Source organism: Pseudomonas sp. IT-P395, assembly GCF_949767675.1.
GTDB lineage: Bacteria > Pseudomonadota > Gammaproteobacteria > Pseudomonadales > Pseudomonadaceae > Aquipseudomonas.
Genome location: NZ_CATKPW010000022.1, coordinates 79,574 through 100,010, shown reverse-complemented (window position 1 = coordinate 100,010; position 20,437 = coordinate 79,574). Strand labels below are relative to the sequence as shown.

Sequence of the window (20,437 nt, the reverse complement as noted above, 5' to 3'; positions counted from 1 at the left end):
CAGCAAGCCTTTGAAGGAGGGGCATCAAGCGTTCTGGCGGTGCTGCTTTTCCAGTTTCTTCTTGATCCGGTCGCGTTTGAGCGTGGACAGGTAATCGACGAACAATTTGCCGTTGAGGTGGTCGCATTCGTGCTGAATGCACACCGCGAGCAGGCCTTCGGCGATCAGCTCATAAGGCTTGCCGTCGCGGTCCAGCGCCTTGATCCTGACCTTTTGCGGGCGGTCGACGTTTTCGTAAAAACCCGGTACCGACAGGCAGCCTTCCTGGTATTGGTCCATTTCTTCGGTCAGCGATTCGAACTCGGGGTTGATGAACACCCGCGGTTCGGTGCGGTCTTCGGAAAGGTCCATCACGACGATACGTTTGTGCACGTTGACCTGGGTCGCGGCAAGGCCGATGCCCGGCGCTTCATACATTGTTTCAAACATGTCATCGACCAACTGACGCACTTCGTCGTCCACTACAGCCACAGGCTTGGCGATAGTGCGCAGACGCGGGTCCGGGAATTCGAGGATGTTTAAAATGGCCATAGGCTTTGATTGCTGCACACGTTGAGTAAAGTCGGGCGATGGCCTGGCAGGTCCGAAGATGCAGGCTACCGTTGTGAAGCGTAGCTTGTGCATTTTGCACAAGCGAGCCACGGGGGCTCTGACGGTTCACGCGAATGCACATGATAAAGGGATTCACTGCATGAGGAAAACACTACTCGCCCTGCTGCTGTTGGCTTCGGCCGGCGTGGTGCAAGGGCAAGTGCAACTCAGGGATGGTTTTCCACAGCAATACACGGTGGTTTCGGGGGTCACACTCTGGGACATATCCGGCAAATACCTGCGCGAGCCCTGGCAGTGGCCACAACTGTGGCGGGCCAATCCGCAAATTGAAAACCCCAACCTGATCTATCCCGGCGACACGCTGACCCTCAGTTATGTCGACGGTCAGCCGCGTCTGACCGTCAATCGCGGCGAGTCGCGCGGCACCATCAAGCTCTCGCCACGGATCCGTACCAGCCCGGTGGCCGAGGCGATTCCGAGCATTCCGCTGAAATCCATCAACAGCTTTCTGCTGAGCAATCGCATCGTCGACAAGGCCGAGGACTTCGACAAGGCGCCGTACATCGTCGCCGGCGATGCCGAACGCGTGCTCAGCGGTACCGGTGACCGCATCTTCGCTCGCGGCCATTTCGACCCCGATCAACCGGTCTACGGCATCTTCCGTCAGGGCAAGGTCTACACCGATCCGCAGACCAAGGAGTTCCTCGGGATCAATGCCGACGACATCGGTGGCGGTGAGATTGTCGCGACCGAAGGCGACGTCGCCACTCTCGCCCTGCAACGCACCACTCAGGAAGTACGCCTCGGCGATCGTTTGTTCAGCGGCGAAGAGCGCTCGATCAACTCGACCTTCATGCCCAGCGCACCAACGACCAACATCAACGGAGTGATCATCGATGTGCCGCGCGGTGTTACCCAGATTGGCGTGATGGACGTGGTCACGTTGAACAAGGGCAAGCGCGACGGTCTGGCCGAAGGCAACGTGTTGGTGGTGATGAAAACCGGCGAAACCGTGCGTGATCGCATCACCGGTCAGCCGCTGAAAATTCCCGATGAGCGCGCCGGTTTGCTGATGGTGTTCCGCACCTACGACAAACTCAGCTATGGCCTCGTGCTCAACGCATCGCGCTCGCTGGCGGTGCTCGACAAGGTGCGAAATCCGTAAGCTTGCTTCACAAGTTACCAACAGAGTTATCCACAGCTTGTTCCGAATGGTTCGGGACTTATAACGATCAAGGATGATCCATGATGCTGTCTGTCTGCACGCCGGTTTCGCCGGCGGAACTGGAAGCGCGTCTGCGCCTGCACCGCTTGCCGGACATCGGTCCGAAGCGGTTTGCCAAATTGCTCGAAGCTTTCGGCTCGGCGTCCAAAGCCATCAGCGCGCCAGCGAGTGCCTGGCGCTCGCTGGGAATGCCGGCGGCCTGCGCCGAAGCGCGACGCTGTCCTGAGGTGCGCGATGGCGCGAGCCATGCAATGCGCTGGCTAGAGCGGTCGGATCATCATTTGCTGATGTGGGATCAGGCGGATTATCCGGCGCTGCTGGCACAGATTCCGGATCCACCGCCGTTGCTGTTTGTCGCCGGGGATCCACTGATTCTGGAAAAACCGCAACTGGCAATGGTGGGTAGCCGACGCGCTTCGCGTCCGGGAATGGACACGGCAGCGGCGTTTTCCCGCAGCCTCGCCGGGGCCGGTTTTGTCATCACCAGCGGTCTGGCACTGGGCATTGATGCCGCTGCGCATCAGGCGGCACTGGATGTCGGTGGCTTGACCGTCGGTGTGTTGGGTACCGGGCTGGAAAATTTTTATCCACAGCGCAATCGGCGCCTGGCTGACGCGATGATCGCGTCCGGCAGCGCAGTGCTTTCGGAGTTCCCGCTGGATGCCGGGCCGACGGCGAGCAACTTCCCGCGTCGTAACCGGATCATCAGCGGATTGTCTCTGGGAGTGCTGGTGGTCGAGGCCAGCGTTGCCAGCGGTTCATTGATCACTGCGCGGCTGGCAGCCGAACAGGGGCGCGAGGTGTATGCGATTCCCGGCTCGATTCATCACCCCGGCGCGCGCGGTTGTCACCAATTGATTCGCGACGGTGCGGTGTTGGTGGAAACCATCGAGCACATCCTCGAAGCCCTGCGTGGCTGGCAGCATTTGCCATTGTCCGCAGACACCGCGAAAGTCGATCATCCATTGCTCATATTGCTGCACGCCGCGCCGCACACCAGCGAAGGCTTGGCCGACAGCAGCGGCTGGGCGTTACCGAAAGTGCTGGCGGCACTCACCGAACTGGAAATGGACGGCCGCGCGGTATGCGAAAACGGTCGCTGGTTGGCCAGGACAAGCTAGGTTTTACAAGGAAGATCGGTAAACTGCGCGAAACCTGATTGCGGAGAATTTTTTCATGGTCAACAGTTGGCGTGTGCAACAAGCCGCACGAGAGATTCGCGCCGGGGCGGTGATTGCCTATCCAACCGAAGCCGTCTGGGGGCTGGGTTGCGACCCATGGAACGAAGAGGCCGTGGATCGGTTGCTGGCGATCAAGAATCGATCGGTGGTCAAAGGGCTGATTCTGGTTGCCGACAATATTCGCCAGTTCGATTTTCTGTTCGAAGACTTCCCGCCAGAGTGGATCGACCGCATGGCCAGCACCTGGCCGGGGCCGAACACTTGGCTGGTGCCGCATCAAGGTTTGTTGCCCGAATGGGTGACCGGTATGCACGACACCGTGGCGCTACGGGTCAGTGATCACCCGCAGGTGCGCGATCTGTGCTCGATGGTCGGGCCGTTGATTTCGACCTCTGCCAACCCACAGGGGCGCCCGGCAGCGCGCACTCGCTTGCGGGTTGAGCAATATTTCCGTGGGCAGATCGATCTGATACTGGGCGGGCGACTGGGTGGGCGCAAGAACCCCAGCGTGATTCGTGATCTGGCGACCGGCAAAGTCATCCGTCCCGACTGATCCAGCCTCTAACATTAGTAACGTGAGTACTCCTCGCCTTGACGGCGAGGAGTACTACGCGTGCCTGCGATTTATCCTGCAATGATGCTTGTTGTTGCGTCGGAAAAATCATCAACTATCTGAATTAACTGAATTTTCCCACCTGATTATCAGACCGCGTTTCGTGGCGGTATCGCCAAAAGCAACCATCCTTTCCCTGCACTCGAAACACTTCGATAAGTTAAGGTCTGCGGAGAAAGAATGGACACTACGGATTTGCAACTCACGGAATACTTGCAGACGCTTCAGGTGACGTTAAACAGTCATCAGGAGGGATGCCGGATCGTGATGCTTGAAGCGGGGTCGGATACCCAAGTGTTCGATCGGTTTATCGAACGGCAATTTCGGCTTCGGCTGCAGCATTACATGCTGACGTCCAGGGCGCGGATGCTCGAAACCCGACTGGCGACACGGCCGCGAAGTACCCACTTTCTGTTGTATCGGCACGATCAGTTGCTGGCGGTATTGAGGGCCACTCCGGCGCCGTTCGAGTGGGCTTCACTGGCGCAGCAGCATGTTTCGCCCACGGTGGCGTTGTCACGCCATGTCGAACTCAGTCGCTTGATCTCGTACGCGCCCAGCGAACAGCCTATTGCCGTCGACAGTCTGATGGCGGCCGCTGCCGAGTGGGCCATAAAACAGGGCTATCAAGGTGTCACTGCGTTGTGCAGGGCATCGCAGCTGCGCCTGTACCAGCGTTTCGGTCTGATGCCGGTTGCCTCCAATCCCATGCATATCGAACAGCGCGCACGCGGGGATTACTGGGTGCTGTCAGCCGAGTGGCGGCAAATCCTCGCAGCGTTGCAACAGCCTGATCCCGCGACTGTCGGTCATCGGACGCCAAGACCGTCGGCGGCTCATCCACAGAAGTACTGAACACGCTCGAAGCGTCCTGCCAGTCATGGATCTGAAACCCTGACTGGCAGGACGCCGGGAGGTATCAAGGCAGCAGGACGGTGGAACCGGTGGTGCGGCGTGCCGACAGTTCGGTTTGCGCCTTCGCCGCATCAGCCAGTGGATAACGCTGGCTGATGTCCACCTTCAACTTGCCGCTGATGATCATCTCGAACAATTCATCGGCCATCCGCTGCAGGTTTTCGGCATTGTTGGCATAAGTTGCCAGTGTCGGCCGGGTTACGTAGAGCGAGCCTTTGGCGGCAAGAATGCCCAGATTGACCCCGTCTACCGCGCCGGAAGCATTACCGAAGCTTACGACCAGACCGCGCGGCGACACACTGTCGAGAGAGGTCAGCCAGGTGTCCTTGCCGACGCCGTCATAGACCACCGGTACTTTCTTGCCATCGGTCAACTCCAGCACGCGTTGCGCAACGTTTTCGTGGCTGTAATCGATGGTCGCCCAGGCGCCATTGGCCTTGGCCAGCTCGGCCTTCTCTTTGGAGCTGACGGTGCCGATCAGCTTCACGCCCAAGGCCTTGGCCCATTGGCAGGCGAGCGAACCGACACCCCCTGCCGCAGCGTGGAACAGAATGGTTTCACCACCCTTGAGCTCATAAGTCTGACGCAACAGATACTGCACGGTCAGGCCTTTGAGCATGACCCCGGCAGCCGTTTCGAAGCTGATTTCGTCGGGCAGGTGCACCAGATTGTCCTGGGGCAGCACATGCAATTCGCTGTAGGCCCCCAACGGGCCGCTGCCGTAGGCCACGCGATCACCGACCTTGAAGCGGGTGACGTCGCTGCCCACGGCCTCGACGATGCCCGCACCTTCAGCGCCCAGGCCGGACGGCAAGGCTGGCGGCGCATACAGGCCGCTACGGAAATAGGTATCGATGAAGTTCAGGCCGATGGCCTTGTTGGCAACGCGTACCTGATTCGGGCCGGGGGGGGCGGGTTGATAGTCAACATATTCGAGCACTTCGGGGCCGCCGTGGGCGCGGAACTGGATACGCTTTGCCATTTGCCTGCTCTCCTTGGGTCTTTTGTGAGCCCCCTATCCAACTCCCATGCTTGATCTTCGTCAACTGCGGCGCGCCGTTGTGCGGTGGTATGCTACGCGCCCATTTGCGTCGCCCGCCTGCGGGGCGCCGCCCGATTCAAGGTGAAGCCATGACGACCCGCACCGACGCCGTAAAGGCCTATCTGCTCGACCTGCAAGACCGCATCTGCGCGGCTCTCGAAACCGAGGACGGCGGCACGCGCTTCGTCGAAGACGCCTGGACCCGGCCCGCCGGCGGTGGCGGTCGCACCCGCGTGATCGAGAACGGTACGGTGATCGAAAAGGGCGGTGTCAACTTTTCCCACGTCTTCGGCAGTGGTCTGCCACCGTCGGCCAGCGCCCATCGCCCGGAATTGGCCGGTCGCGGTTTCGAAGCGCTTGGCGTGTCGCTGGTGATCCACCCGCACAACCCGCATGTGCCGACTTCCCACGCCAACGTGCGTTTTTTCATTGCCGAGAAGGAAGGTGAGGAGCCGGTCTGGTGGTTCGGCGGCGGCTTCGACCTGACTCCGTATTACGGCAACGAAGAAGACTGCATCCACTGGCACCGCGTCGCCGAGCAGGCTTGCGCGCCGTTCGGGGCGGATGTCTACCCGCGCTATAAAGCCTGGTGCGACACCTACTTCCACATCAAGCATCGCCACGAACCGCGCGGCATCGGCGGTCTGTTCTTCGATGACCTGAACGAGTGGGACTTCGACACCAGCTTCGCCTTCATGCGCGCCATCGGCGACGCTTACATCGACGCCTATCTGCCGATCGTGCAGCGCCGTAAAAACGATGCTTTCACCGCGCAGCAGCGTGAATTCCAGGAATTCCGCCGTGGCCGTTACGTCGAGTTCAACCTGGTGTACGACCGTGGCACGCTGTTCGGCCTGCAATCGGGCGGGCGAACCGAATCGATCCTGATGTCGCTGCCGCCGCAAGTGCGCTGGGGCTATGACTGGAAGGCTGCACCTGGCAGCGAAGAAGCGCGCCTGACCGAGTACTTCCTGCAAGACCGCGACTGGTTAGGCGAAGCCTGAGGATTTCTGATGGATCGTTACGTCGTTTTCGGTAACCCGATCGGCCACAGCAAATCGCCGATGATTCACAAACTGTTCGCTGCGCAGACCGGTCAGAGCCTCGACTACTGCACGCTGCTGGCGCCGCTTGATGATTTCGCCGGCTGCGCCACGGCGTTTTTCCAGGACGGTCGCGGTGCCAACGTTACCGTGCCGTTCAAGGAAGACGCTTACCGTTTGGCCAATAGCCTGACTGCTCGTGCGCAGCGCGCCGGTGCGGTGAATACCTTGAGCAAACTGGCGGACGGCTCGCTGCTGGGTGACAACACCGACGGCGCCGGACTGGTGCGTGATCTGACGGTGAACGCCGGGTTCAGCCTGACCGGCAAACGCATCCTGCTGCTCGGTGCCGGTGGCGCCGTGCGCGGTGCGCTGGAGCCGTTGCTGGCGGAGAAGCCCGCGTCGGTGATCATCGCCAATCGCACGGTGGACAAGGCTGAATTGCTGGCCGAGTTGTTCTGCGACCTCGGGCCGGTGTCAGCCAGTGGTTTCGACTGGTTGCGCGAGCCGGTGGACGTGATCATCAACGCTACATCTGCCAGCCTGACCGGTGATGTGCCGCCGATTGCGCCGAGCCTGATCGAGCCGGGCAAGACCCTGTGCTACGACATGATGTACGGCAAGGAGCCGACAGCGTTCTGCCGTTGGGCCACTGAGCATAGCGCAGCGGTGGTGATGGATGGCTTGGGGATGCTTGTTGAACAGGCGGCTGAGGCGTTCTTCCTGTGGCGCGGTGTACGCCCGGACACCGCGCCAGTACTCGCCGAACTGCGCCGGCAACTGGCCCAATAAGTACCCATGTGGGAGCGAGCCGGCTCCGGGCGGCGATCCGACGAAAGCGGTCTGTCTGACACATCAATGTTGGATGTGCCGCAGTCTTCGCGAGCAGGCTCGCTCCCACAAGGATTACCTCGATCGCCAATCAATCCTCAAACCGGATCGGACATTTCTCCGGCCCCTCAAGCTTCCTCAATTCCTCCACCACCTGCGGCCGCGCCCGGCGCAAGGTCAGGCTGCGATTCTGGCGCAATAAACGCCGCGCCTCCTGATGCAGCATCTCCACCCCCGAATAGTCGATGAAGTTGATTTGCTGCGCCTCGATCACCACCCGCGCGCCGTGCAGGCGCTGCAGGCGCACTTGCAGGTAATGGCTGGCGCCGAAAAAGATCGAGCCGCCGACGCGCAAAACATCATCCTCACCGTCGCGCCAATGCTGCACACGCGGTTGCGAGGTGCGCTTGAGGTAGAAGAACAGTGATGCCAGCACCCCGGCATAAATCGCCGTCTGCAATTCCAGCAGCAATGTCGCCAGGCAAGTCAGCGCCATTACCACGAACTCGGCACGGCTGACTCGCAGCAACGCGCGAATGCCGCGATGATCGACCAGGCCCCAGGCGATCAGCAGAATGCTGCCCGCCATTGCCGGAATGGGAATGTGCGAAATCAGACCGGCGCCGAAAATCGCAAACAACGCCACCCAGATCGCTGAAAAGATCCCGGCCAATGGCGAACAGGCGCCCGCCTCGTAGCTCAACCCCGAACGGGTAAACGATCCGGCTGACAGCGACCCGGAAAAAAACGCCCCGACGATGTTCGATAAACCCTGCGCGCGAACTTCCTGATTGGCATCGAGCAACTGTTGCGACCGAGCGGAAATCGAGCGCGCGATCGACAGGCTGGTGACCAGCCCGAGCATGCCCACCGCCACGGCGCTCGGCAGCAAACGCAGGATCAAATCCAGATCCAGCGGCAAGCCACTGAACGGCGGCAGGCGCCCGACAAACGCGCTGACCAGATGCACATGCCCGAACATCGCCGGCCACAGCCACACCACCAGACTGGCCAGCACCAATGTGATCAACAGCGTTGGCCAGCGTGGCAGCAGTTGTTTCAGCACCACGCCGACCACCACCGTGGCTACGCCCAGAACTAACGACGGTTTATCCACAGCCCTGAGGTGCTGCAGCAGATCCATCAGACTCGCCAGCGCCGTGGCTTTCGCCGGTAATTCCAGTCCCAACAGATTCGGCAACTGCCCGATGGCGATCACCACCGCCGCGCCGAGAGTGAAACCGAGTACCACCGAATGCGAAACGAAATTCACCAGCGCACCGAAGCGCAGCAGTCCGAGCAGCCACTGGAAAATCCCGGCCAGGAACGTCAGCAGCAGGATCAAGGTGATGTAGTCCTGCGAGGCTGGCACGGCCAAGGGACTGACGCTGGCGTACAGCACAATCGAAATCGCCGCCGTCGGGCCGCAGATCAGATGCCACGATGAGCCCCACAGGCAGGCGATCAACACCGGAATGATCGCGGCGTAGAGGCCGTATTCAGGTGGGAGGCCGGCGATCAGCGCGTAGGCAATCGACTGGGGTAACGCGAGAATCGCACCGCTGAGGCCGACGATCAGATCCCGTCCGACGCTGGCGCGGGTTTGCCGCGGTAGCCAGGTGAGGAAGGGCAAGAGAGAGTGGCGGCTGGGGAAGGCCATGGGTCCTCGCGGTTGGGGTTTTATTCAAGGTTATCAGGGTGTCAGGGAAAGGCCCCTCACCCTAGCCCTCTCCCAGAGGGAGAGGGGACTGACCGAGGTGTCTGTCAGAGATTCATCAACCTGCGATTTCAAAGTTGAACGCAAGTTTTGAATGCAACAAATATCGGCTCCCTTTCCCCCTCGCCCCCTCTGGGGGAGAGGGCTGGGGTGAGGGGGAAAAAATCTCAAGCCAAGCAAAATTCCAGCAACCCCACGATCAGAGCTTCGCCTTCACCGCCACCAACGCATCCTTGCCATCGACGGTCTTCACCCCATCCAGCCACTTGTCCAGCACCGCCGGATTCGCCTTGATCCACGCCTTCGCCGCCTCGGCATTAGTGACCTTCTTGTTCACCACCTCAGCCATGATGCTGTTCTCCATCTCCTGAGTGAACGAAAGATTGGTCAGCAATTTACCCACATTCGGACACGCCTCGGCGTAGCCCTTGCGCGTCAACGTAAACACGCTGCCAGTCTCGCCAAAGTATTTCTCGCCACCCTTCAGGTAATGCATTTTCAGCTGCACGTTCATCGGGTGCGGCGTCCAGCCGAGGAAGGTGACGAATTTCTGTTTCTTCACCGCCCGCGACACTTCCGCCAGCATCGCCTGTTCACTGGACTCGATCAGCTTCCACTGGCCCATGTCGAAGTCGTTCTTCTTGATGATCTCCTGCAGCGAGATGTTTGCCGGCGCGCCCGAGCCGATGCCGTAGATCTTGCGCTCGAACTTGTCGGCGTATTTGTTCAGGTCGGCAAAGTTATGCACACCGGCGTCCCACACGTAATCCGGTACAGCCAGGGTGAACTCGGTGCCGTCGAGGTTTTTCGCCAGTTGCGTGACATCGCCGGTGGCGACGAACTTGTCGTAGAAGCCCTGCTGCGCCGGCATCCAGTTGCCGAGGAACACATCCACTTGGCCATCCTTCAACCCGCCAAAAGTAATCGGCACCGCGAGGGTGTCGACCTTAGCCTTGTAGCCCATGCCGTCCAGCAGAAACCCGGTGATGGCGTTGGTCGCGGCGATGTCGCTCCAGCCCGGATCAGCCATTTTCACCGTGTCGCAGCTCTGCTCGGCGAAGGCCGAAGTGCTGCTCAACGCGATCAGGCCAACCGTCACTACTGTGGATAACTTGCGCATGGACTTCCCCTTAACATTATTGGTTTTGGCAGGGTTGTGGATAACGTGCTTTGCGTTCCAGATCATCGAGGTCGATGTGGTTGCGCATGTACTGCTGACTGGCGTCCACCAGCGGCTGGTGATCCCAGCTCTTCAGCTTGCCGATGGTTAATGCGTCGGCAACAAATCGGCGACGGCGTTGGCTGGCGAGGACGTCGCGGTGTATTGCCGGGATGTCCCACTTGGCTCGCGCCTCGGCGAGAAAATCGTCGAAAAGCTGGCGATGTTGCGGCGATTGGCTGAGTTCTTCCAGTTCACGCGGATCGTTATTTACGTCGAAGAGTAGGCAAGGGTCGCTTTCACTGTAGATAAATTTGTAGGCGCCGCGACGGATCATCATCAACGGGCTGATGGTGCCTTCGGCCATGTATTCGCCAAACACTTGGTCATGGCCGCCCTGCCCTTGCAGGTGTGAAACCAGTGAGCGGCCGTCCAGCGGCAAGCCCGGTTCCAGCGTTCCGCCGGCCAGTTCAACGAAGGTCGGCAACAGGTCAGCGGTCGACACGGCTGCGCTAACCCGCCCGGCATCGAACTGGCCTGGGGCACTTATCAACAGGGGCACACGGGCCGCCATCTCGTACCAGTGCATTTTGTACCAGAGGCCTTTCTCGCCGAGCATGTCGCCGTGGTCACCGGAGAACACAATGACGGTGTCGTCAATTAGTCCGGTTTCTTCGAGGGTTTGCAGAAGTTTACCGACGTTGGCGTCGATATAGCTGCAGGCGCCGAAGTAGGCCCGGCGTGCATCGCGGATCTTATCCACAGGCAGCGGCTTGTCCCACAGGTCGTAAACCTTGAGCAGACGTTGCGAGTGCGGATCGAGTTCGTGTTGATCCGGCGTGATCGGAAGCGGGATATCGGCATCGTTGTACAAATCCCAGAACGCCTTGGGAATGGTGTAGGGATCGTGTGGGTGAGTCATCGATACGGTCAGGCAGAACGGGCGATCGCCATCCTCGCGAATGTGATCGAACAGGTATTGCTGCGCCTTGAACACCACCTCTTCATCGAAATCGAGCTGGTTGGTGCGCACACACGGCCCGGCCTGCAGCACCGAAGACATATTGTGATACCAACTCGGCCGCACGTCCGGCTCATCCCAGTTCACGGCCCAACCGTAATCTGCCGGGTAGATATCGCTGGTCAGGCGTTCTTCATAACCGTGCAACTGGTCCGGGCCGCAGAAATGCATCTTGCCCGACAGCGCGGTGCGGTAGCCGAGGCGGCGCAGGTAGTGGGCGTAGGTCGGAATGTCGGCGGGGAAATCCGCCGCGTTGTCATAGGCGCCAATCTTGCTCGGCAACTGGCCGCTGACCAGGGTGAAACGCGACGGCGCGCATAACGGGCTGTTGCAGTAAGCGGCATCGAACACCACGCCTTGGGCGGCGAGGCGGGAAAGATTCGGCAGTTTGATTGGCGACGGGCCGTAGATCGGCAACATTGGCGCGGCCATCTGATCGGCCATGATGAAAAGAATATTCTTGCGCTTCATGTGATCGCGGCATTCCATAGTGAATATTTATGCGACATTGCTGCGATCGAGCATGGAGTCCATGCTGTATTCGGTAAAGCCCGCGCCGGACAATGACTAGGATAAGCACAGCTTATGTATGAAGCTCTGGGGGATCTGTCCCTCGACCTGCTGCGCGCCTTCGAGGCCGCAGCCAGGCATCGCAGTTTTACCGCGGCGGCGGTCGAGCTGGGCACCACACAACCGGCGATCAGCCAGCAAATCAAACGGCTGGAAGAAAAACTTGGTACGCGGTTGTTTGATCGCATCTACCGTGGCATCGAGCTGACCGAAGTCGGCGCGATACTGTTTGAGCAAGTTAACCTCGGTTTGCAGAATATCGATGCAGGATTGAGTGCGATCAGTGCACAGCAGCAACATGAAGTCCTGCAGGTTGCCACTGATTTTGCCTTCGCTGCGTATTGGCTGATGCCGCGCCTGCATCGCTTTCACGAAGCCAATCCGCAGGTCGACGTCAGCCTCGTGACCAGCGAACGCAACCACAACATGCTGCGCACCGATATCGATGTGGCGATCCTGTTTGGCGATGGGCGCTTTAAACAGGGTGAAAGCCATTGGCTGTTCAGCGAAGAAGTGTTCCCCGTGTGCAGTCCGCAATTGCTCAAGGACCGCGCCCCGCCCTTGCCTGCTCAGGCGTTGCTGGAGTTTCCGTTGCTGCACCTGCGCGGGGAAAACAGCAGCAACTGGTTTGACTGGAGTGGTCTGTTCCGTGAACTCGGTATCAATACACCGCCAGCGCCGGGGCAATTGCGCTTCGACAATTACACGCTGTTGATTCAAGCGGCGATTGGCGGGCAAGGCGTGGCGATTGGCTGGCGGCACCTTGTGGATAACTTGCTGAGTCAGGGTTTGTTATGCCGGCCGATTGCTGAAACGACGCTGTCGCGGTTGGGTTATTACGTGGTGCTGCCGCAACGCAAACGCCGGGGCACTCTGATTCAGCAGTTTGTCGATTGGTTGATGGTGGAGCAGGCGAGTAGCGCTGAATCGCTCAATGGGTTGGCATTGCCTTCGATTGCGGTTTGAAGATCAAAAGATCGCAGCCTTCGGCAGCTCCTGCATCTGGAACGCGGTCCCCTGTAGGAACTGCCGAAGGCTGCGATCTTTTACGAATCTGAAGCCGCCACAAAATTCACATGTTCACCCACATGCAAATTCAGCCTTAGCTCATCGGCTATGCCCACCGCCACGCGATTCAGCCGCTCCAGCGGTTCGGCCAGACCCGGTTCCAGGTTGCCGCCGACTTGACTGAAATGTTCGATGGTCAGCCCGGCCACGCCGTGCGGTGCATTGACCAGCGTCCAGTGCAGCGGGCTGCTTTGCACGGCTTCGCGAATTTCTTCGGCAGCATGACGTTGCAGGCGATCATCAACATCCGGCTCATCAAGTACGGCAAAGTCGCCCACCAGAAACAGCCGCGACACATTGGCCGCTTGCAGGCCATCAACCAGTGCGTCGACGGCCAGGACTTGCTCGACCGGTCCGAGCACTACGGAGCGTTCAACCTGATCGCTGCTGAACGGTAACCCCGGCGCATCCAGTAAACAGATGACCGCCGAACTGCCGGCCACACTCTGATTGACCCGTTCCGAGTCGAACAAATCGCCCGTTTTGGTGCGCAATCCAGGACGCGGCGCGATTGCGGTCAAATCGTCGAGGATGGCGATGACTTCGTGCTGACGACGCAGCAATTCAGCCATCAACGCGCTGCCCAGGCTACTCATGGCACCATAGAGCACCACTTTTACCGCCGGGGTTTCGGCATTTTTCATGGCTGATCCCTTTTCTTATTCCTTGTATGGCGTGTGACATACGGGCAACGCCGAGGGTTCGAACCGATTTCCGAGGGTTTGCGATGCAAGCGATCAAGGGCTACCACGCCCACGTCTATTTTGACGCCGACACCATTGAACAGGCGCGGGCCTTGTGCGAGCAGGCCGCGCAATTGTTTTCATTGAAGATGGGCCGCGTCCACGAGCGCCCGGTCGGGCCGCATCCGGACTGGAGTTGCCAATTGGCCTTCGGCCCCGAGCTGATTGGCGATGTGCTGCCATGGCTGGCGCTGAACCGTAAAGGCTTGGTGGTGTTTCTGCACCCGGACACTGGCGATGACTTGCTCGACCATACGGAGCACGCGATCTGGATGGGTGCGATCCGAACGCTGGATCTGTCTATTTTTTGATCAAATCGTTTCTGCTGCCTCGCCTGGCAGATGCTCGTCCAGATGCAGCCAGGGCAATTGGCTGTCCGTCCAGATGTGTCGCTCGGCGGGTGCCTGCTCTGGGTGATCAAGGGTGGCGATGGTCACGTCGATGCTCTCGGGGCTGAGTAATGTCACCAGCGCCAGTTGCGCGCCGCAGTGCGGGCAGAAGAACCGCGCGCAACTGGCCGACGAGTCATATCGCGAAGGCACGCCGGCCAGCCATTGAAAATTCGCTGCCGGCACGGTGATCCAGGTCGTGACGATTCCGCCGCTGACTCGGCGGCAAATCGAACAATGGCAATGGGCGATATCCTGCAAGGCCCCGCTGAACTGATAACGAATGTGTCCGCAATGGCAGCCGCCGCTGTGCAATTCGCTCATCTCGAAAGCTCCCCTTCCCGTGTTTATTGACTCTAGTTCGCATCCGACGGCCGGTTGACCGTTCATTCAAAGCTTTCTCAAGCGAAAGGTAGCTGAAAGCTTCCCCGATTAGGATCGCCTCCACTTCCGGCAACAGACCGGTTGGCCAACGCGTGTGATACCTCGCACGAACGGCCCAATTAACAACAACAATGGTGATTCTGATGTCCTCTGTAGCCCGCCTTTTCGCTGTCACTCCGCCCGTACGTCTCGTGCTTCCCGTTCTGCGCTGATCCCGTCCGATCTGCTCATTTAACTAGCCGCGCTACGCCTGGAGTATTCCCATGCTGACTTTCCTTGGCTTCGCCATGGTCATCACGTTCATGTTCCTGATCATGACCAAGCGCCTGTCCGCGCTGATCGCTCTGATCATCATCCCGATCGTCTTCGCCCTGTTCGGCGGTTTTGCACCGAAGATCGGCCCGATGATGCTCGAAGGCATCACCAAGCTCGCGCCGACTGGCGTGATGCTGATGTTCGCGATTCTCTATTTCGCCCTGATGATCGACTCCGGCCTGTTTGACCCGGCCGTGCGCAAGATTCTCAAACTGGTCAAGGGTGACCCGCTGAAGGTTTCGGTCGGCACCGCCGTACTGGCGCTCGTCGTTTCCCTCGATGGTGACGGCGCGACCACTTATATGATCTGCGTGGCCGCCATGCTGCCGCTGTACAGCCGCATCGGCATGAGCCCGCGGATCATGGCCGGTCTGATCATCCTCGCCGGTGGCGTGATGAACATGACGCCGTGGGGCGGCCCGACCGCGCGTGCGGCGAGTGCGCTGCATGTCGATCCGTCGGACATTTTCGTGCCGATGATTCCGGCCATGGCCGCTGGTGTGGTGGCGATTCTGGTTATCGCTTATTTCTACGGTAAACGTGAGCGTGCGCGTCTGGGTGAGCTGCATCTGGTTGGCGATGATATCGATCACAGCGAAATCAGCGTGTCGCAGTTCCCGGATGCCCGCCGTCCAAAACTGATCTGGTTCAACGGCGCCCTGACTTTCGGCCTGATGTGCACCCTGATCGCCGGCCTGCTGCCATTGCCGGTGCTGTTCATGGTTGCGTTCAGTATTGCCATGATCGTCAACTACCCTTGCCTGCAGATGCAGAAGGATCGTGTCGCCGCTCACGCCGGTAGCGTGCTGGCAGTGGTCGGTCTGATCTTTGCGGCGGGTATCTTCACCGGTATCCTGAGCGGCACCGGCATGGTCGATGCGATGTCGAAGAGCCTGTTGGCGGTGATCCCGGATTTCCTCGGCCCGTACCTGGCGGTGATCACGGCGCTGGTGAGCATGCCGTTCACCTTCTTCATGTCCAACGATGCGTTTTACTATGGCGTGTTGCCGGTGTTGGCCGAAGCCGCCAGCCACTACGGGATCACCGCAGTGGAAATGGCCCGTGCCTCGATCGTCGGTCAGCCCGTCCACTTGCTGAGCCCGTTGGTGCCATCGACGTATCTGTTGGTAGCCTTGGCCGGCATTGATTTTGGTGACCACCAGCGTTTCACCCTGAAATGGGCGATCCTGGTTTGTATCTGCATCCTGATTGCTGCACTGCTGTTGGGGACTTTCCCGGTGTTCAGCACTCTATAAGCCCAAGACTCACCGTTTCGGGTCCTGGCTTCGCGGTTTGAAGCCCGGACCTTTTTCGGTTTAACAATCGCTCAAAGGAATACACATGGAATGGCTGACCAACCCCGAAATCTGGGTTGCCTTCTTCACCCTGACCGCCCTGGAAATCGTCCTCGGCATCGATAACATCATCATGATTTCGATCCTGGTCAGCCGCATGCCGAAACACATGCAGCAGCGCACCCGGATCTTCGGTCTTGGCCTGGCCATGATCACCCGCATCCTGTTGCTGCTGTCGATCACCTGGGTCATGCGCCTCACCGCCGACCTGTTCGAAGTGTTCGGTCAGGGCATTTCCGGCCGTGACCTGATTCTGTTCTTCGGTGGTCTGTTCCTGCTGTGGAAGAGCTCGCAAGAGATGTATCACGCGCTGGAAGGCGAAGACGAAAGCGACGAAACCCCGGGTGGCAAGGGTGGCAACTTCCTCTACACCATCATCCAGATCGCGATCATCGACATCGTCTTCTCGCTGGATTCGGTGATCACCGCAGTGGGTATGGTTTCCCACGTGCCGGTGATGGTTGCGGCGATCGTTGTGGCGGTACTGGTGATGATGCTGGCCTCGGGCAAGATCAGCGAGTTCATCGACAAGCACCCGTCGCTGAAGATGCTGGCGCTGTCGTTCCTGCTGGTGGTCGGTACCGTGCTGATTGCCGAGTCGTTCGACGTGCATGTGCCGAAAGGCTACGTCTACTTCGCCATGGCGTTCTCGCTGGCGGTTGAGGCGATCAACATCAAGCTGCGCGGCGCAATGGCCAAGAAGCGACAGCAGCAAGATCCGGTGAAACTGCGCAAGGACATCCCGGGCCAGTAATCTGCTAGTCCGGCAATACGCAGTACCCCCTGTGGGAGCGAGCCTGCTCGCGAAGACGGAGTGTCAGTCGACTGAAATGTTGGCTGATCCACCCCTTTCGCGAGCAGGCTCGCTCCCACAGGAGACGGCGTTGATTTAAAGGGAGTGTATGAAGGCGCTTTTCATGACACTTTTGTTTCAATCGACACTTTAGCTGTGCAATGCTGGCGCCCAGACCGTTAGCCAACTACAGCTTAAGTATCAAAAACGTAGAAACCGCGCGGTACCGTCAACTTGCCTCTCTGAGGCACTGCTATTACAGGGGGTCTGCATGCTCACCCTGCTCAATCTGCTTTCCGCCGTCGCCCTGCTGATCTGGGGCACGCACATCGTCAGAACCGGCATCCTGCGGGTGTATGGCACCAACCTGCGCCATGTGATTGGCCAGAACATGTCCAAGCGCTGGCTCGCGTTCGTTGCCGGCATTGTCGTTACCGCCATGGTGCAGAGCAGCAATGCCACGGCCATGCTCGTCACCTCCTTCGTGGGTCAGGGTCTGATGGCGCTGACCCCGGCGCTGGCGACCATGCTCGGCGCCGACGTCGGTACCGCGCTGATGGCGCGGGTGCTGACGTTTGACCTGTCATGGCTGTCGCCGCTGCTGATCTTTCTCGGGGTGATTTTCTTTCTGTCGCGCAAACAGACGCGGCTCGGGCAAATGGGCCGGGTGTCGATCGGCCTCGGGCTGATCATTCTCGCGCTGCAATTGATCGTTGAGGCTGCTGCGCCAATCACCCACGCGCAAGGGGTTAAGGTGATTTTCGCCTCGTTGACCGGTGACATCCTCCTCGATGCCCTGGTCGGCGCGCTGTTCGCAATGATTTCCTACTCCAGTCTCGCCGCCGTACTGCTCACGGCGACCTTGGCCGGGGCCAGTGTGATCAGCCTGCCAGTGGCGATCGGTCTGGTGATCGGCGCCAACATCGGCAGCGGCATTCTCGCGTTCATGAGCACCAGCATGCAGAACGCCGCCGGGCGGCAAGTGGCGTTGGGCAGTCTGTTGTACAAACTCATTGGCCTGCTGCTGATCATCCCGGTGCTCGATCCGCTGGTGCACTGGATCGACAGCCTCGATTTCAGCCCGCAGGAAATGGTCATCGGCTTCCACCTGCTCTACAACACCGCGCGCTGCCTGATTCTGCTGCCAAGCGTCGGGCCAATGGCACGCCTCTGCGCCTGGCTGCTGCCAGAGCGGCCGGAGGTCAACGGCACCGCCAAACCGCGCCATCTCGACGCGACGGCGCTGGTTACACCGAGCCTGGCGCTGGCCAACGCCGCACGGGAAACCCTGCGCATGGGCGATCTGCTCGACAACATGCTCGACGCGACCCTCGATGTGCTGCGCGGCAAGCAGACCGCCGTCACCCAGGAAATGCGCCGATTGACCGACGACGTCGAAGCGCTCTACAGCGCGATCAAGTTGTACCTGGCGCAGATGCCCCGCGAAGACCTCGGCGAGCAGGACAGTCGACGCTGGGCCGAGATCATCGAGCTTTCAATCAACCTGAAACTGGCCGCCGACCTGATCGAACGCATGCTGCGCAAGATCCAGCAGCAGAAGACCTCGCAGCGGCGTTCGTTTTCCGAAGAAGGTCTGGAGGATCTGGCCGGATTGCAGCAGCAACTGATTTCCAACCTGCGTTTGGGCCTTTCGGTGTTCCTCAGTGGTGACCGCGAAAGTGCCCGGCAATTGCTGCGCGAGAAACGCCGTTTCCGCGCTCAGGAACGGCGTCTGGCCCATGCGCATGTCAGCCGTTTGCAACGCAAGATCGTGCAGAGTATCGAGACCAGTTCGCTGCACCTGGAGTTGATTGCCGACATGAAACGCTTGAATTCGCTGTTTTGCGGCAGTGCGTATGTGGTGCTGGAAACGGCGGATACCGGGGCGCTGGCGGCGGATGATATTGCCGACATTACGCATTCGCCTTGAACGTCTGGGGCTGGGTTTAGTCAGTTACATTGATTCAGCCTTCAGGCCGCTATCGCGAGCAGGCTCACTCCTACAGGGGGGATGCATTCCAAATGCAGGAGTGAGCCTGCTCGCGATGGGGGCCTGACTGACGACACGGATCTCCAAATCAGCCGTACGGAAGCCTGTTATGCGTTGCCTGTTGTTCGCCTGTCTGTTGCTCGGTTCCCTGCCCGCCTTTGCCCTGGATCGTTTTCAGGTCGAAGGCTATGCGCTGCCCAACGGTTTGCAACTGATGCTCAAACCCGGCACCGAGCGCGGGCACGTGGCGATCCGGCTGGTGGTCGGTGTCGGCCTCGATGATTTCGACTGTGACGAAAAGGAGTTGCCGCACCTGCTCGAACACCTGCTCTTCAGCGGCATCGATGCGACCGGCGAAGGCGGTTTAGAGGAACGCATGCAGGCGCTGGGCGGTGACTGGAACGCGTTCACCAGCAATGCCGACACCACGTTTGTCATCGAGGCCCCGGCGAAAAACCAACGCAAAGTGCTCGACCTGCTGCTCGCTCTGCTTACGCAAACGCGCATCGACGACAACGCCATCAACGCCGCCAAACGTGTGGTCGAGCGCGAGGACGGCGGCCATTACACGCGTCTGCAACGCTTTCTCGATCGGCAGGATCTCGGCCACACCGCGAGCAATCAGCTCGCCGTCGAACTGGGCTTGAAATGCCCGCAGCGCGCCGAGGTCGGTCACCTGACTCAGGAACAACTGGAGAAGGTTCGCAAGGCCTGGTACGCACCGAACAACATGACCCTGATCGTCGTCGGCGAACTCGACAAGCTGCTGCCGGCCTATCTGGAACGCACCTGGGGCGCACTCGAAGCGGTCGAGCCGAGCGAACACCGCCCGCTACCGGACATCCGTACCAGTGCCGCCCATGAACGCACCCTCACCCGTGGCTTTATCGGTGACAGCGCCAAACTGCACTGGCTGGTGCCGGAGCCGGTGATCGACGATCAGTACGACCAGACCTTCGACATTCTCAAGGATTACCTCGACTGGGCGCTGTACCGACAGATCCGCCTCAACCACGGCTTGTCTTACGGGCCATGGGCCGAGCGTGAAGTGTTTGGCGGTGTCGGCTTTATGAGCCTGAATGCCGATCTCGATCGCGATGATGTCGACGAGGCCATTCAAGTGCTGGAAGACCTCAAGGCCGACCTACTGAAAAACGGTCTCGACCCGGACACCTTTGCGCGGATCAAACAGGCCTCGATCGCCCATCAGGCGTGGGCGGTGCAGGGCAACAGCGCGATGGCGGATTACTACTGGAGCGCGCTCGCTGATTACCAGGACGGACGCTTTGCCAATCCGGCGCGCGAGCTGCAAGGGGTGACGCTGGAAGCGGCGAACAAGGCGATGCGCGAGTTGTTGCTGCAACCGGGGTATCTGCGGATCGAGAAGCCGTTGCTCAGTGATGATCAGGTGTTGTGGTTGAGTGCGGGTGGGTTGGGTCTGGTGTTGTTGATCCTGATCGGCTGGCGTTTGCACCGCAAGCGGGGTTGAAGATCAAAAGATCGCAGCCTGCGGCAGCTCCTACAGGGGATT

19 protein-coding genes are annotated in these 20,437 nt (G+C 59.8%); 12 read left to right on the top strand and 7 right to left on the bottom strand.

Going from position 1 to position 20,437, the window contains the following annotated elements:
• Window positions 1-24: 24 nt before the first annotated feature.
• Window positions 25-531 carry a peptide deformylase gene (gene def / locus ACM6IN_RS15705; protein WP_007911858.1) on the bottom strand — a complete coding sequence of 169 codons (507 nt, stop codon included), beginning with the start codon at window positions 529-531 and terminating at the stop codon, window positions 25-27.
• Between the two features lie 160 nt (window positions 532-691).
• Here def and ACM6IN_RS15700 point away from each other — a divergent pair, with 160 nt between their 5' ends.
• The 4 genes from ACM6IN_RS15700 (at window position 692) to ACM6IN_RS15685 (ending at window position 4,426) form a co-directional block, all read left to right on the top strand.
• Complete coding sequence (locus ACM6IN_RS15700; protein ID WP_414916327.1) at window positions 692-1,717, top strand: LysM peptidoglycan-binding domain-containing protein; 1,026 nt, start codon at window positions 692-694, stop codon at window positions 1,715-1,717.
• Between the two features lie 80 nt (window positions 1,718-1,797).
• Complete coding sequence (dprA, locus tag ACM6IN_RS15695; protein WP_007911856.1) at window positions 1,798-2,898, top strand: DNA-processing protein DprA; 1,101 nt, start codon at window positions 1,798-1,800, stop codon at window positions 2,896-2,898.
• Window positions 2,899-2,953: 55 nt separating this feature from the next.
• The gene (locus tag ACM6IN_RS15690) at window positions 2,954-3,511 is read left to right on the top strand and encodes an L-threonylcarbamoyladenylate synthase (protein ID WP_414916326.1); all 558 of its coding nucleotides are present in this window, start codon (window positions 2,954-2,956) and stop codon (window positions 3,509-3,511) included.
• Window positions 3,512-3,751: 240 nt separating this feature from the next.
• The gene (locus ACM6IN_RS15685; RefSeq protein WP_414916325.1) at window positions 3,752-4,426 is read left to right on the top strand and encodes a hypothetical protein; all 675 of its coding nucleotides are present in this window, start codon (window positions 3,752-3,754) and stop codon (window positions 4,424-4,426) included.
• A 64-nt stretch (window positions 4,427-4,490) separates the two neighbouring features.
• Here the strand turns inward: ACM6IN_RS15685 and ACM6IN_RS15680 are convergent, their stop codons facing one another.
• Entirely contained in the window at window positions 4,491-5,468 is a 978-nt protein-coding gene (locus tag ACM6IN_RS15680; protein WP_414916324.1) for an NADPH:quinone reductase, read from the bottom strand.
• Between the two features lie 149 nt (window positions 5,469-5,617).
• Between ACM6IN_RS15680 and hemF the strand changes: the two genes are divergently transcribed.
• Together hemF and aroE are read left to right on the top strand one after the other, a co-directional pair.
• Window positions 5,618-6,532 (top strand): oxygen-dependent coproporphyrinogen oxidase, encoded by a 915-nt coding sequence (gene hemF, locus ACM6IN_RS15675; RefSeq protein WP_007911850.1) that lies wholly within the window; start codon window positions 5,618-5,620, stop codon window positions 6,530-6,532.
• A 9-nt stretch (window positions 6,533-6,541) separates the two neighbouring features.
• Entirely contained in the window at window positions 6,542-7,363 is an 822-nt protein-coding gene (gene aroE, locus ACM6IN_RS15670) for a shikimate dehydrogenase (RefSeq protein ID WP_414916323.1), read from the top strand.
• Between the two features lie 130 nt (window positions 7,364-7,493).
• Here aroE and ACM6IN_RS15665 read toward each other — a convergent pair whose 3' ends face one another.
• From ACM6IN_RS15665 to betC, 3 genes are all read right to left on the bottom strand, one after another.
• Window positions 7,494-9,062 carry a SulP family inorganic anion transporter gene (locus tag ACM6IN_RS15665; protein ID WP_414916322.1) on the bottom strand — a complete coding sequence of 523 codons (1,569 nt, stop codon included), beginning with the start codon at window positions 9,060-9,062 and terminating at the stop codon, window positions 7,494-7,496.
• A 256-nt stretch (window positions 9,063-9,318) separates the two neighbouring features.
• A complete protein-coding gene (gene choX / locus ACM6IN_RS15660; RefSeq protein ID WP_095113118.1) occupies window positions 9,319-10,239 on the bottom strand; it encodes a choline ABC transporter substrate-binding protein in 921 nt (306 codons plus the stop codon).
• A gap of 16 nt (window positions 10,240-10,255) precedes the next feature.
• Window positions 10,256-11,770, bottom strand: coding sequence for a choline-sulfatase (gene betC, locus ACM6IN_RS15655; protein ID WP_414916321.1), 1,515 nt, complete (start codon window positions 11,768-11,770; stop codon window positions 10,256-10,258).
• Between the two features lie 114 nt (window positions 11,771-11,884).
• Between betC and ACM6IN_RS15650 the strand changes: the two genes are divergently transcribed.
• Entirely contained in the window at window positions 11,885-12,835 is a 951-nt protein-coding gene (locus ACM6IN_RS15650) for a choline sulfate utilization transcriptional regulator (RefSeq protein ID WP_007911840.1), read from the top strand.
• A gap of 80 nt (window positions 12,836-12,915) precedes the next feature.
• Here the strand turns inward: ACM6IN_RS15650 and ACM6IN_RS15645 are convergent, their stop codons facing one another.
• Entirely contained in the window at window positions 12,916-13,581 is a 666-nt protein-coding gene (locus ACM6IN_RS15645; protein WP_414916320.1) for an NAD(P)-dependent oxidoreductase, read from the bottom strand.
• Window positions 13,582-13,664: 83 nt separating this feature from the next.
• Here ACM6IN_RS15645 and ACM6IN_RS15640 point away from each other — a divergent pair, with 83 nt between their 5' ends.
• Entirely contained in the window at window positions 13,665-13,991 is a 327-nt protein-coding gene (locus tag ACM6IN_RS15640) for a DOPA 4,5-dioxygenase family protein (protein ID WP_007911836.1), read from the top strand.
• On the opposite strand, the gene ACM6IN_RS15635 is transcribed toward ACM6IN_RS15640, so the two are convergent.
• Window positions 13,992-14,393 carry a GFA family protein gene (locus tag ACM6IN_RS15635; protein ID WP_414916319.1) on the bottom strand — a complete coding sequence of 134 codons (402 nt, stop codon included), beginning with the start codon at window positions 14,391-14,393 and terminating at the stop codon, window positions 13,992-13,994.
• A gap of 323 nt (window positions 14,394-14,716) precedes the next feature.
• On the opposite strand from ACM6IN_RS15635, the gene ACM6IN_RS15630 reads away from it, so the two are divergent.
• From ACM6IN_RS15630 to ACM6IN_RS15615, 4 genes are all read left to right on the top strand, one after another.
• A complete protein-coding gene (locus tag ACM6IN_RS15630; RefSeq protein WP_007911819.1) occupies window positions 14,717-16,024 on the top strand; it encodes a CitMHS family transporter in 1,308 nt (435 codons plus the stop codon).
• An 85-nt stretch (window positions 16,025-16,109) separates the two neighbouring features.
• Window positions 16,110-16,877 (top strand): TerC family protein, encoded by a 768-nt coding sequence (locus tag ACM6IN_RS15625; protein WP_007911817.1) that lies wholly within the window; start codon window positions 16,110-16,112, stop codon window positions 16,875-16,877.
• A 310-nt stretch (window positions 16,878-17,187) separates the two neighbouring features.
• Window positions 17,188-18,846, top strand: coding sequence for a Na/Pi cotransporter family protein (locus ACM6IN_RS15620; protein WP_007911815.1), 1,659 nt, complete (start codon window positions 17,188-17,190; stop codon window positions 18,844-18,846).
• Window positions 18,847-19,015: 169 nt separating this feature from the next.
• Complete coding sequence (locus tag ACM6IN_RS15615) at window positions 19,016-20,395, top strand: M16 family metallopeptidase (RefSeq protein ID WP_123376021.1); 1,380 nt, start codon at window positions 19,016-19,018, stop codon at window positions 20,393-20,395.
• Window positions 20,396-20,437 lie beyond the last annotated feature (42 nt).